Consider the following 14049-nt stretch of genomic DNA (forward strand, 5'->3'; position numbering starts at 1 on the left):
GCCCCTCAACAGCCCCTAAGGCCACCCCTCGGCCACCCCTAGGTGGGAGCTCCGCCACGCCCTCCCGAGTCTTGACGGGTTCCATACGGAACGGGTGGTACCGCGACATAAAAAATGAGAGTACGCTCCGACTAGATATTGAGCTCTCTTTAGGAGGTCGACTCTCGTGTCAGCAGATCTGGGTGCGCGGCGGTGGTGGGCCGTCGGGGCTCTCGTGCTCGCCTCGATGGTGGTGGGCTTCGATGTGACGATCCTGAGCCTGGCGCTGCCGGCGATGGCCGACGATCTGGGTGCGAACAACGTCGAGCTGCAGTGGTTCGTGACCTCGTACACGCTCGTGTTCGCGGCCGGAATGATCCCCGCAGGCATGCTCGGTGACCGGTTCGGGCGCAAGAAGGTGCTGCTCGCCGCCCTGGTGATCTTCGGCGTCAGCTCGCTGGCCTGTGCCTACGCAACGACCTCCGGCACCTTCATCGGCGCGCGTGCGGTCCTCGGCCTGGGTGCCGCGCTGATCATGCCGACGACACTGTCGCTCCTGCCGGTGATGTTCTCCGACGAGGAGCGCCCCAAGGCCATCGGCGCGGTGGCCGGCGCGGCGATGCTCGCGTATCCGCTCGGCCCGATCCTCGGCGGCTACCTGCTCAACCACTTCTGGTGGGGCTCCGTCTTCCTGATCAACGTGCCGGTCGTGATCCTCGCCTTCCTCGCGGTGTCGGCCTGGCTGCCCGAGTCCAAGGCCAAGGAGGCCAAGCCGTTCGACGTGGGCGGCCTCGTCTTCTCCAGCGTGGGTCTCGCCGCGATGACGTACGGCGTCATCCAGGGCGGCGAGAAGGGCTGGACCGACGTCACCACGCTCGTGCCGACGCTCGGCGGAATCCTCGCCATCGTGATCTTCGTGTTCTGGGAGAAGAGGACCGCCGATCCGCTGGTCGACCTCTCGCTCTTCCGCTCGGCCCGGTTCACCTCCGGCACCATGCTCGGCACGGTCATCAACTTCACGATGTTCGGCGTGCTGTTCACGATGCCGCAGTACTACCAGGCGGTCCTGGGCACCGACGCGATGGGCAGCGGCTTCCGGCTGCTGCCGATGGTCGGCGGTCTCCTCGTCGGTGTCACCGTCGCCAACAAGGTCGCCAAGGCCCTCGGCCCGAAGACCGCGGTCGGCATCGGCTTCGCACTCCTGGCCGCCGCCCTGTTCTACGGCGCCACCACCGACATCGACAGCGGCACCGGCCTGGCGGCCGCATGGACCGCGGCGTACGGCCTCGGCCTCGGCATCGCCCTGCCCACCGCCATGGACGCGGCACTCGGCGCGCTCTCCGAGGACTCCGCAGGCGTCGGCTCCGGCGTCAACCAGTCCATCCGCACCCTCGGCGGCAGCTTCGGCGCGGCCATCCTCGGCTCGGTCCTCAACTCCGGCTACCGCGGCAAGCTCGACCTCGACGGAGTGCCCGAGCAGGCACAGGGCGCCGTCAAGGACTCGGTCTTCGGCGGTCTCGCCGTGGCCCGGGCGATCAAGTCCAACGGACTGGCCGAGTCGGTGCGATCCGCGTACGTACACGCCCTGGACGTGGTCCTCGTCGTCTCCGGAGGCCTGGGACTGCTCGGTGTGCTGCTGGCGGTGGTGTGGCTGCCACGCCATGTTGGTCAGAGCACCGCGAAGACCGCAGAATCTGAGCATGAAGCCGCAGACGCAGTCTGACCAGGGCAAAACAGTGCCTGGTCTGAGAGAACGCAAGAAAGCCAGGACCAAGGCCGCGATCCAGCGGGAGGCGGTGCGCTTGTTCAGGGAACAGGGCTACTCCGCCACGACCATCGAGCAGATCGCCGAAGCCGCCGAGGTCGCTCCCAGCACCGTCTTCCGCTACTTCGCGACCAAGCAGGACCTGGTCTTCTCGCACGACTACGACCTGCCCTTCGCCATGATGTTCCAGGCCCAGTCGCCCGACCTGACACCGATTCAGGCCGAGCGGCAGGCCATCCGATCGATGTTGAAGGACATCACCGAGCAGGAACTGGCCCTGCAGCGCGAGCGCTTCGTGCTCATCCTCTCCGAGCCGGAGCTCTGGGGGGCCAGCCTGGGCAACATCAGCCAGACCATGCAGCTCCTCGGCGAACAGGTGGCCAAGCGGGCCGGACGCGACCCGGGTGACCCGGCGGTCCGCGCCTACACCGGCGCCCTGTTCGGCGTGATGCTGCAGGTCTCCCTGGACTGGGCGAACGATCCGGAGATGGACTTCGCGACCACTCTGGACGAAGCGCTCTACTGCCTGGAAGATCTGCGGCCCTGACCGGAGGGGCCGGGCCTCGCGCCCGCCCTCCGACCAGATGTCGTACGTGACGGCCCCCGGCCGGTGCGTACGGGCAGAACGACCGCGCGCGGCCACCGTCCCCCGGCTGCCGCGTCCGGTCCAACCTGGCGTGCTCCGGCTTCCCTCGACGGAGCACGCCAGGGGCTTGTCCGGGCGCGTACGTGCCAGTCCCTGCTCGTCCGGGCGCGTCCCGTCGTACTTGTCAGGCCCCGCTGCCCGCCGCCAGCGCCGCGGTCACCACGGCCGCCACCTGCTCCTGGCAGCCGTCGAGGTAGAAGTGGCCGCCGGGCAGTACCCGGAGATCGAACGCCGCGGCGGTGCGCTCCCGCCACGTGCCCGCCTGCTCGGGCGAGGTCCGCTCGTCGGTGTCGCCGATCAGCGCCGTGATCGGACAGTCGAGACGCTCCGGCCCCGGTGCCTCGTAGGAAGCCACGGCCCGGTAGTCGGCCCGCAGCGCGGGCAGGATCAGCTCCTGCAGCTCCGGGCTGCTGAAGAACCGCTCGTCGGTGCCGCCCATCGCCCGCAGATGCGCCAGGATGTCCGCGTCCCCGAGCTCCCCCGACCGGCCTGCGGGCCGATAGGGCCGGGCGAGCCCGCCCGAGGCGAACAGGTGCACCGGCAGGCCGGGCCCCGCAGGATCCCGCAGGCGCCGCGCCACCTCGAACGCCACGATGGCACCCAGACTGTGCCCGAACAGCGCGAACGGCTTCCCGTCGGACGGCAGTTGGTCCACGACGCCGTCGGCGAGCCCGGCCACCGACTCCAGACACGGCTCCGTGTGCCGGTCCTGCCGCCCCGGATACTGCACGGCCAGCACCTCGATCCCGGGCGAGAGCAGCCCGGAGAGACCGAACCAGTAGCTCGCCGAGCCACCCGCGAACGGGAAGCAGACCAGCCTCACCGGTGCCGATGCGGAGTCGTGGTACCGCCGCAACCACACCCCGGCCCCCGTGTTCCGCGGCGCCTGCGCCGTGCCCCTGTCCATCGCTCTCCCTCTTGGTCCACCCACCCGCGGGCGCTCCGCAGGTGCCGCGCTCGCCCCCGATGCTGGCCGCGGCCCATAGCGCCCGTCTAAAGCGGCGGACGGCTAGCCGGGGTTTGGTTCGCCTTTAGAGAGCCCGCTCACGATGAGCCCGGTACTCGAAGGGATCTCCGATTTCGGACCGGGAGCGCCGTTGATGTTTTCTGGCAGCCAGTTGTTCCGCGTTCGAACACAGCTGACGTGATGGCCACGTCCTCGTCCGGCGCGAGCGCGGGCCCCGAGCCGATCGCGGTCGTCGGGATGGCCTGCCGCCTGCCCGGGGCAGCCGACCCGGCGGCGTTCTGGCAGCTGTTGAGCGAGGGCCGCAGCGCCGTGCGCGCCGCCCCGCCCGAGTCACGGCAGACCGATTCGGGCCTCCGCGGCCCCGGCGGGTTCCTGGACCGGATCGACGGCTTCGACGCGCCCTTCTTCCACATCGGCCCGCGCGAGGCCGTGGCGATGGACCCGCAGCAGCGGCTCCTCCTCGAACTGAGCTGGGAAGCGCTGGAGGACGCCGGGATCCGGCCGCCCACCCTGGCCCGCAGCCGCACCGGAGTCTTCGTCGGCGCGCTCTGGGACGACTACGCCGACGTCCTGAACCGCACCGCGCGGAACGCCGTCGACCGGCACACCATGACCGGCGTCCACCGCAGCATTCTGGCCAACCGCATCTCGTACGCGTACCACCTGGCCGGGCCGAGCCTGACCGTCGACACCGCCCAGTCCTCCTCGCTCGTCGCCGTGCACCTGGCCTGCGAGAGCATCAAGCGCGGCGAGTGCGAGGTCGCGTTCGCGGGCGGCGTCAACCTCATCTGCTCGCCGCGGTCCACCGAGCTGGCCGAGGCCCGCTTCGGCGGCCTCTCGCCCACCGGACGCTGCCACACCTTCGACGCCGGGGCCGACGGATTCGTCCGCGGCGAGGGCGGCGGGCTCGTGGTGCTCAAGCCGCTCGCGGCGGCACGGCGCGACGGCGACACGGTGTACTGCGTGATCAGCGGCAGCGCCGTCAACAGCGACGGAGCGACCGACGGCCTCACCCTGCCCAGCGGACATGCGCAGCGGGACGTGGTGCGGCTCGCCTGCGGGCGGGCCGGAGTGACGCCCGACCAGGTCCAGTACGTCGAACTGCACGGCACCGGCACGCCCGTCGGGGACCCGATCGAGGCCGCCGCGCTCGGCGCCGCACTCGGGCAGGACGCGGCGCGCACCGTGCCGCTCGCCGTCGGCTCCGCGAAGACGAACGTCGGCCACCTCGAAGCCGCCGCGGGCATCGTCGGGCTCCTCAAGACGGCGCTGAGCATCCACCACCGGCAGCTCGTACCGAGCCTGAACTTCACCACCCCCAATCCGGCCATCCCGCTGGCCGACCTCGGCCTGGCCGTGCAGCGGGAACCGGCCGACTGGCCGCGCCCCGGGCAGCCCCTGATCGCCGGGGTGTCCTCGTTCGGGATGGGGGGCACGAACGGTCACCTGGTCGTGGCCGCGGAGCCCGTTCCCGCGGGTTCCGTCTCCGTGGGTTCCGTTCCCGCGGGTTCCGTTTCCGTGCCGGGGGAGGACGCCGCCCGGCCCAACGCCACGCCGTCGTCGACGCCGTGGCCGGTCAGCGCCCACAGCGCCCCCGCGCTCGCCGCCCAGGCCGAGCGGCTGCGCACCCACCTCGCCGCCCGGCCCACCCCCGACGCCGCCCGGGTCGGCCACGCCCTGGCCACCACCCGCGCCCCCCTCGCCCACCGCGCGGTTCTGCTCGGCGCCGACACCACCGAGCTGCTGGGCTCCCTGGACGCGCTGGCCGCGGGCGAGGAGACCGCCGGCATGGTGCGCGGCGAGGCGGATCCCGACGGCAAGGTGGCCTTCCTCTTCAGCGGTCAGGGCGCACAACGCCCCGGCATGGGACGCGAGTTGTACGCCGCGTTCCCCGCCTTCGCCGACGCGCTCGACGAGGCGTTCGCGGCCCTGGACGGCCATCTCGACCGCCCGCTGCGCGAGATCGTCCTCGGCGCTGACGCCGAGCGTCAGGCGCTGCTCGACGAGACCGCGTACACCCAGCCCGCCCTCTTCGCGATCGAGACGAGCCTGTACCGGCTCGCGGCCTCCTTCGGCCTGACCCCCGACTACGTCCTCGGCCACTCGGTCGGCGAGATCGCCGCCGCGCACGTGGCCGGTGTCCTCTCCCTGGCGGACGCGAGCGCCCTGGTGGCCGCCCGGGGACGGCTCATGCAGGCGGTGCGGGTGCCCGGCGCGATGGCCGCCTGGCAGGCGACCGCGGACGAGGCGGCCGAGCTCCTCTCGGGGCACGAGGCGCGCGCCGCGGTGGCCGCCGTCAACGGCCCCGACTCCGTCGTGGTCTCCGGTGACCGCGACACCGTCGAGGAACTGACCGCCGCCTGGCAGGCGCGCGGCCGCAAGGCCCGTCGCCTGAAGGTCAGCCACGCCTTCCACTCGCCGCACATGGACCCCGTCCTCGACGAGCTGCGCGCCGTCGCCGCGGGACTGACCTTCCACGCGCCGGTCATCCCCGTCGTCTCCAACGTCACCGGCTTGCCCGTGGCCGCGGACGGGGCCGAGCAGGCCGCTCCCGACTACTGGGCGCGGCATGCGCGCGAGCCCGTGCGGTTCCTGGCCGGGGTGCGGGGGTTGTGCGAGCGCGGAGTGACCACGTTCGTCGAACTGGGCCCGGACGCGCCGCTGTCGGCGATGGCCCGCGAGTGCTTCCCCGCCCGCGTGGATCCGAGCGGCGTCCCGGGCCGTCCGCGCCCCGCGGCGGTGGCCGCGTGCCGCCGCGGGCGCGACGAGACGGCCACGTTCCTGACGGCCCTCGCGCAGGCGTACGTGCGGGGCGCCGATGTCGACTTCACGGCGGCGTACGGGTCGCCTGCGGGCGCCGGGCGGCTGGGGCTGCCGACGTATGCGTTCCAGCGTGAGCGGTACTGGCCGGACGGCGCAACGGTCTCTGCCTGGTCCGAGGCGCCGGGCGTGGGGAAGCCCGACGTACGGAATGAGCCCGACGTACGGAATGAGTCCGGCGCGCGGAATGAGCTCGGTGCACGGACCGGGCCCGGCACGCGGGGCGACCTCAGCGCGCGGAGCGAGCTCGGTGGGCGGCTTGCCGCGCTCTCCGTCGCCGATCAGGAGCGCACCCTCCTGGGCCTGGTCGCCAAGCAGGTCGCCCTCGTCCTCGGCGCCACCTCGGCGACGGTCGACACCGCCCGCACCTTCAAGCAGTCGGGCTTCGACTCCATGGCCGCCGCCGAGCTGAGCGAACGGCTCGGCACGGCGACCGGGCTGCCGCTGCCCGCGACCCTCACCTTCGACCACCCGACCCCGCTGGCCGTCGCGACGCACCTGCGCGCGCAGCTCACGGGGGCGGCGGCCCCGGACGAGGGCGGGACGGAGGCTTCGGCCGGGGATTCGGGCGAGGATCCCATCGCCGTCGTCGCCATGAGCTGCCGCTACCCGGGCGGCGCCGGTACGCCGGAGGACCTGTGGCGGCTGGTGGAGGGCGGCGCCGACGCGGTCGGCGCGTTCCCCACCGACCGCGGCTGGGACCTGGAGCGGCTCTTCCATCCGGACGCCGACCGGTCGGGCACCAGCTACACGCGGCAGGGCGGATTCCTTTACGAGGCCGCCGACTTCGACGCCGAGTTCTTCGACATCAGCCCGCGGGAGGCACTGGCCGTCGACCCGCAGCAGCGGCTGCTCCTCGAATGCGCCTGGGAGGCATTCGAGCGGGCGGGCCTTGACCCGCGGGCGCTGAAGGGCAGCCCCACCGGCGTGTTCGTGGGCATGACGGGGCAGGACTACGGGCCCCGGCTGCACGAACCTTCCCAGTCCACCGACGGCTACCTGCTGACCGGCAGCACCCCCAGCGTGGCCTCGGGCCGTCTCTCCTTCAGCTTCGGCCTCGAAGGGCCCGCGCTGACGGTGGACACGGCCTGCTCCTCGTCGCTGGTCACGCTCCATCTGGCGGCGCAGGCGCTGCGGCGCGGCGAGTGCGACCTGGCGCTGGCCGGGGGCGCCACCGTCCTGGCCACGCCGGGCATGTTCACCGAGTTCTCGCGCCAGCGCGGCCTGGCCCCCGACGGGCGCTGCAAGCCGTTCGCTGAGGGCGCGGACGGGACGGGCTGGGCCGAGGGAGTGGGCCTCGTCCTCCTCGAACGCCTCTCCGAGGCGCGGCGCAAGGGCCACGAAGTCCTCGCCGTGATCCGGGGCTCGGCGGTCAACCAGGACGGCGCGAGCAACGGCCTGACCGCGCCCAACGGCCCCTCGCAGCAGCGCGTCATCCGTGCCGCGCTCGCGGACGCGGGGCTCGCGGCCGACGAGGTCGACGCCGTGGAGGCCCACGGCACCGGCACCACGCTGGGCGACCCGATCGAGGCGCAGGCGCTGCTGGCCACGTATGGGCAGGGGCGGCCCGAGGACCGTCCGGTGTGGCTGGGTTCGGTGAAGTCGAACATCGGCCACACGCAGGCCGCCGCCGGTGTCGCGGGCGTCATCAAGATGGTGATGGCCCTGCGGCACGAGCTGCTCCCTTCCACCCTCCACGTGGACGAGCCGAGCGGGCACGTGGACTGGTCGACGGGTGCGGTACGGCTGCTCACCGAGCCGGTCGGCTGGCCGCGCGGCGACCGTCCGCGCCGCGCGGCGGTGTCGTCCTTCGGCATCTCCGGGACGAACGCGCACCTCGTACTCGAGGAGGCGCAGCGGCACGACGCGGAGGGCACAGGGCCGGTGGACACGGGTCCGGCGGACGGCGACGCGGTGCTGCCGTGGGTGGTCTCCGGGCGTACCGGCGAAGCACTGCGTGAACAGGCCCGAAGGCTGGCGGAGTTCGTGGGGGACGACGGCGCCGCCGCGACCTCCGCGGCGGTGGGCCGGTCGCTGGTCACGACACGGTCGGTGTTCGAGCACCGGGCCGTCGTCGTGGGCCGTGACCGGGAGACACTGACCGCCGGACTGGAGGCGCTGGCCGCGGGCGAGGCCTCGCCGGACGTGGTGTCCGGAGTCGCCGGTGACACGGGACCCGGACCGGTACTGGTCTTTCCCGGGCAGGGATCGCAGTGGGTCGGCATGGGCTCTCGACTCCTGCGGGAATCACCGGTGTTCGGTGCGCGCATCGCCGAGTGCGAGCAGGCGCTCTCCCCGTACGTCGACTGGTCGCTGAGCGACGTGTTGCGCGGGGACGGCAGTGAACTGTCCCGGGTCGAGGTCGTCCAGCCGGTGCTGTGGGCGGTCATGGTCTCGCTGGCCGCCGTCTGGGCCGACCAGGGCGTCACCCCGGCCGCCGTCGTCGGCCACTCCCAGGGCGAGATCGCCGCGGCGGTCGTGGCCGGGGCCCTCACGCTGGAAGACGGCGCCAAGATCGTGGCGCTGCGCAGCCGGGCGCTGCGGCGGCTCTCGGGCGGGGGCGCCATGGCTTCCCTCGGGGTCGGCCAGGAGCAGGCCGCAGAACTCATCGACGGCCACGACGGAGTGGGCATCGCCGCCGTCAACGGGCCGTCCTCCACCGTGATTTCGGGACCGCCCGAGCAGGTCGCCGCCGTCGTCGCGGACGCCGAGGCGCGCGAGCTGCGGGGCCGCGTCATCGACGTGGACTACGCCTCGCACAGCTCGCAGGTCGACACCATCACCGACGAACTGACCCGGATCCTGGCGGGCGTACGCCCCGTCCGGTCCGCCGTGGCGTTCTACTCGGCCGTGACCGGAGGCCGCATCGACACCACGGCCCTGGACACCGACTACTGGGTGACGAACCTGCGCCGCCCGGTCCGGTTCGCCGACGCCGTCACGGCGCTCCTCGCCGACGGACACCGCATTTTCATCGAGTCCAGCAGCCACCCGGTCCTCACCCTCGGCCTGCAGGAGACCTTCGAGGAGGCCGAGGCCGCCGCCGTCACCGTCCCCACGCTGCGGCGCGAGGACGGCGGTCTGTCCCGCCTCGCCCTGTCGCTGGCCCAGGCCTTCGGTGCCGGGTGCGCGGTCAGGTGGGAGAACTGGTTCCCCGTCGGCGCCGGCGGGGCGTCGGGCCCGGAGGCGTCCCCGTACGACTCCGTCCCGGCCCTCCGGCTGCCCACGTACGCCTTCCAGCGGCGCCGCTACTGGCTGGAGGCCGTCACCGGGAGCCTGGACGCGGCGGGCCTCGGACTCGCCGCCGCCGGGCATCCGCTCCTCGGCGCGGCCGCCGGACTCGCCGACGGCGACGTCCACCTGCTCACCGGCCGCATCAGCAGGCACAGCCACCCCTGGCTCGCCCAGCACACCCTCTTCGGCACCGCCGTCGTGCCCGCCGCCGTGCTCGCGGAATGGGCGCTGCGCGCCGCCGACGAGGTCGGTTGCGCGGGCATCGAGGACCTCACGCTCCGGGCGCCCCTGGTGCTGCCCGACACGGCGGGCCTGCAGGTGCAGATCGTGGTGGGTCCGGCCGACGAGGGGCAGGACGTGGCGGGCGGGCAGGGTGGCCGTCGCGATGTCCACGTCTATGCCCGTCCCGACGACGGCGAGGCGCATGAGGGGGGCGGCGCGGCGTGGACGTGCCATGCGGCGGGGCAGCTGGTCGCCGAGGCGGCCGTCGCCGAGCCCGCGGGTGCGGCGGACGGGGCCGATCCGGACGGGGTGTGGCCGCCTGCCGGTGCCGAACCCGTCGACCTCGGCGACTTCTACGAGCGGGCCACCGCGGCCGGTGTCGGCTACGGTCCGGTCTTCACGGGCCTGCGCGCCCTGTGGCGGCGGGGTGCGGAGCTGTTCGCAGAGGCAGCGCTGCCCCAAGAGGCCCCGGAGGGCGCCGGGTTCGGCATCCATCCCGCCCTCCTCGACGCCGCGCTGCACCCCGCGCTCCTCGGCGAGCCACCGGCCGGGGGCGACCGGGTCTGGCTGCCGTTCAGTCTGACCGGGGTATCGCTGTGGGCGACCGGTGCGACGTCTGTACGTGTCCGACTCTCGCCCCTCGGTGAGGACGGGACGCTTTCCGAACGGGCCGGACGGACCTGGCAGGTCGCCGTGAGCGACCCGGCGGGCGCGGCGGTGCTCACCTGCGAAGGCCTGGTCGCGGTCGCGGCAGGGGCGCGGGAGCTGCGGGGGGCCGGGCGGCGGCGTGCGGCATCGGATCTGTATGCGTTGGAGTGGGTGCCGGTGCCGGTGCCGGTGCCGGTGTTGGATCCGGCCTCTGCATCGGCATCCGTATCCGTATCCGTACCTCTATCTGCATCGGCGGAGGAGAACGCCGTCCCTGATGCCGGGGATCCGGTTCCGTCTGCCGTCCTCGTCGACGTGGATGCCGCGGGTGCCACCCCGGCGGCGGACGATGCGGCCGAGGGGCTGGCCGCAGTGCAGCGCACCGCCGCGCTCATCGACCGCTGGCTCGCCGACGCACGACTTGCCGACAGCCGTTTCGTGCTGCTCACGCACGGCGCCGTCGCCACGGGGGACGACTCCCTGCCCGCACCCTCGGCTGCCGCGGTGCGCGGACTGGTCCACCAGGCGCAGGTCGAGTACCCGGGCCGCTTCCTCCTCATCGACGCGGATGCGGGCGTCGGGGCGGGGGACGCGTCCCTGGAGCAGGCCGTGGCCGCGGCGCTGGCCGGTGACGAACCCCAACTCGCCCTGCGCGACGGCCGACTCCTCGCGCCCCGGCTCACCGTGCCTTCGAAGGCGGCGCCCCCCGAGGCAGGTTCCACGGCGGACGAAAAGCGGCCGCTCGACCCGGACGGCACTGTGCTCCTCGTCGCTTCGGCGGGCGCGCCGATCGCTGCCCTCTCCGCACACGCCGAACACTTGGTGCGCACCGAGCAGTGCACCCATCTCCTCGTCCTCGCCGAGGGCCCGTTCTCCGGAGGCGGTGAACTGGACTCTGAGGCGCTGGAGTTGCGGAAGCTGGGTGCCACCGTGCACCTGGGCGTCATCGACCCGGCCGATCCGGCGACCGTGACCGAGGCCGTCGCGGCGGTCGACGGGGAGCACCCCGTCACGGCGGTCATCCACGCCGCCGGTACGTCGGCGCCCGGGTCGTTCGCCGACGGGTGGGCGGCGAGGGCCGGTGTCACCGCCGCCCTGCACGCCGCGACGGCCCACCTGCCGCTCACCCTGTTCGCCGTACTGTCCCCGGCAGGCGCGGACCTGGGCATCCGGCGACCGATGGCCGACGCCGGAGCCGACGCCTTCCGCGAGGCACTCGCCCTGCGCCGCCACACCGCCGACACGACGGGCGTGGCCCTTGCTTACGGCCCACCGCCCGAGCCGAGGCCCGACACCCCCGGCATCAAGGGCACCGAGCCCGGACGGCTGCCCGCCCTCCTCGATGCCGCACGCGCCCACGGCGGCATCCCGCTCGCCGGGGTGCGCCTTGCCGTACGCGCCCTGGCCGCCGAAGGCGCCGACGCCCTGCCCGCGACCCTGCGCGCACTGGCCGCGTCGCAGGCCCCCGCCCGGCGTGCCGCCGCCGACCGCAGGCCCCCCACGGACTGGTCGGCCCGCCTGGCCTCCCTGTCCAGCGCCGAACAGCTCCGACTGCTCACCGAGGCCGTACGCGGCCACGCCGCCGCCGTCCTCGGCCGCACCGACCCGGAGGCGCTGCGCGGCGACGCCACGTTCAAACAGCTGGGTCTGGACTCGCTGACCGCCGTCGAGCTGCGCAACCGGCTCGTGGAGGACACCGGGTTGCGCCTGCCCACCGCCCTCGTCTTCCGCCATCCCACCCCCGCGGCCGTCGCCGGACATCTGCGCGAGCGGCTGACCGGCCGGAGCGAGCGGTCCGCCGAGGGCGCGGCGGGCGCGGCGGCCGCCCCGACGCCGACCGGACCACCCGCCACGGGGACCGTGCTGAGCGACCTGACCCGCATGGAGAACGGTCTGGCCGCGCTCGCCGCCCAGCTGTCCCACGGTGAGACGGGCGAGATCACCACGCGGCTCGAGGCGCTGCTCGCCCGCTGGAAGGCCACGAACGTCACGGCGGACGACGACAGTGCCGCCGACCGGCTCAAGGCCGCGTCCGCCGACCAGATCTTCGACTTCATCGACAACGAGCTTGGTGTCGGGCACGACACCTCGCGCGCGACCCCCACTCCGAAGGCCGGGTGACCCCACATGGCGAGTGAAGAGCAACTGGTCGAGTATCTGCGCAGGGTGACCACCGAGCTCCATGACACGCGTCGGCGCCTGGTGCAGGAGGAGGACCGCAGGCACGAACCGGTCGCGCTGGTCGGGATGGCCTGCCGCTTCCCGGGCGGCGTGGCCTCGCCCGAGGACCTCTGGGACCTGGTGGCCGCGGGCAAGGACGCCATCGAGGACTTCCCCACCGACCGGGGCTGGGACCTGGAGGGGCTGTACCACCCGGACCCGGCCAACTACGCCACCAGCTACGTGCGCCACGGCGGTTTCGTGGACGACGCGAGTTCCTTCGACGCCGACTTCTTCGGCATCAGCCCGCGCGAGGCGCTGGCGATGGACCCGCAGCAGCGCCTGATGCTGGAGACGTCCTGGGAGCTGTTCGAGCGCTCCGGCATCGACCCCGTCTCCCTCAAGGGCAGTCGCACCGGCGTCTACGCGGGGGTGTCGAGCGAGGACTACATGTCCCAACTCCCGCGCATCCCCGAGGGGTTCGAGGGGCACGCCACCACCGGCAGCCTCACCAGCGTCATCTCCGGCCGGGTCGCCTACAACTACGGTCTCGAAGGTCCGGCCGTCACCGTCGACACGGCCTGCTCCGCCTCGCTCGTCGCCATCCACCTGGCGAGCCAGGCGCTGCGCCAGCGCGAGTGCGACCTGGCCCTCGCGGGCGGTGTGCTCGTGCTGTCCAGTCCGCTGATGTTCACCGAGTTCTGCCGCCAGCGGGGTCTGGCGCCCGACGGCCGCTGCAAGCCGTTCGCCGCCGCGGCGGACGGCACCGGCTTCTCCGAGGGCATCGGTCTGATCCTCCTGGAGCGTCTGTCGGACGCCCGGCGCAACGGCCACAACGTCCTGGCCGTCATCCGTGGCTCGGCGGTGAACCAGGACGGCGCGAGCAACGGCCTGACCGCCCCCAACGACGCCGCACAGGAACAGGTCATCCGCGCCGCCCTCGACAGCGCCCGGCTCACCCCCGCCGAGGTGGACGCGGTCGAGGCCCACGGCACCGGCACGAAGCTGGGCGACCCCATCGAGGCCGGAGCCCTGCTCGCCACGTACGGCAGGCACCGCGAACGGCCCCTCCTGCTCGGCTCCCTCAAGTCCAACATCGGCCACACGCACGCCACCGCCGGTGTCGCCGGTGTCATCAAGACCGTCATGGCGATCCGCAACGGCGTGCTGCCCGCGACCCTCCACGTCGAGGAACTCAGCCCGCACGTCGACTGGGACGCGGGAGCGGTCGAGGTCGTCACGGAGCCCACCCTCTGGCCCGAGACCGGCCACCCGCGTCGTGCCGGGGTGTCCGCGTTCGGGATCTCGGGGACGAATGCGCATTTGATTTTGGAGGAGGCGCCGTCTCCTGAGGAGGAGGCGGCTGCCTCGGTCGCTTCTGTGGCTGGTGGATCCGCTGTGGTGCCGTGGGTGGTGTCGGGGCGGACGTCTGATGCGTTGCGTGCGCAGGCGCGGCGGTTGGGTGCGTTCGTGGCGGGTGACACGGAGGCGCTTCCGGCGGAGGTCGGGTGGTCGTTGGCGACGACGCGGTCGGTGTTCGAGCATCGGGCCGTGGTGGTGGGCCGGGACCGGGACGCGTTGACGGACGGTCTTGAGGCGTTGGCTGCG

5 protein-coding genes are annotated in these 14049 nt (G+C 73.3%); 4 read left to right on the forward strand and 1 reads right to left on the reverse strand.

The features are described from left to right. The first annotated feature begins 166 nt into the window (after positions 1-166). Both AOK03_RS35525 and AOK03_RS35530 read left to right on the forward strand, forming a co-directional pair. Entirely contained in the window at positions 167-1702 is a 1536-nt protein-coding gene (locus AOK03_RS35525; protein ID WP_244177876.1) for a DHA2 family efflux MFS transporter permease subunit, read from the forward strand. Next, positions 1680-2291 (forward strand): TetR/AcrR family transcriptional regulator, encoded by a 612-nt coding sequence (locus AOK03_RS35530; protein ID WP_055569516.1) that lies wholly within the window; start codon positions 1680-1682, stop codon positions 2289-2291. The genes AOK03_RS35525 and AOK03_RS35530 overlap by 23 nt, the downstream gene beginning before the upstream one ends. Positions 2292-2514: 223 nt before the next feature. On the opposite strand, the gene AOK03_RS35535 is transcribed toward AOK03_RS35530, so the two are convergent. Next, complete coding sequence (locus AOK03_RS35535; RefSeq protein ID WP_055569517.1) at positions 2515-3297, reverse strand: thioesterase II family protein; 783 nt, start codon at positions 3295-3297, stop codon at positions 2515-2517. A gap of 240 nt (positions 3298-3537) precedes the next feature. On the opposite strand from AOK03_RS35535, the gene AOK03_RS35540 reads away from it, so the two are divergent. Continuing rightward, positions 3538-12402, forward strand: coding sequence for a type I polyketide synthase (locus AOK03_RS35540; protein ID WP_055569518.1), 8865 nt, complete (start codon positions 3538-3540; stop codon positions 12400-12402). A 6-nt stretch (positions 12403-12408) separates the two neighbouring features. Next, a partial coding sequence (locus AOK03_RS35545; RefSeq protein ID WP_208609659.1) for a type I polyketide synthase occupies positions 12409-14049 on the forward strand: 1641 nt, incomplete at its 3' end.

Origin of the sequence: Streptomyces atriruber (genome assembly GCF_001418325.1) — a bacterium.
Lineage (GTDB): Bacteria > Actinomycetota > Actinomycetes > Streptomycetales > Streptomycetaceae > Streptomyces > Streptomyces atriruber.

Excerpts from the sequence above, each read along its gene's own strand:
- AOK03_RS35540 (WP_055569518.1), top strand. The coding sequence starts at position 3,538 with ATGGCCACGTCCTCGTCCGGCGCGAGCGCGGGCCCCGAGCCGATCGCG.
- AOK03_RS35530 (WP_055569516.1), top strand. The coding sequence starts at position 1,680 with ATGAAGCCGCAGACGCAGTCTGACCAGGGCAAAACAGTGCCTGGTCTG.
- AOK03_RS35535 (WP_055569517.1), bottom strand. The coding sequence starts at position 3,297 with ATGGACAGGGGCACGGCGCAGGCGCCGCGGAACACGGGGGCCGGGGTG.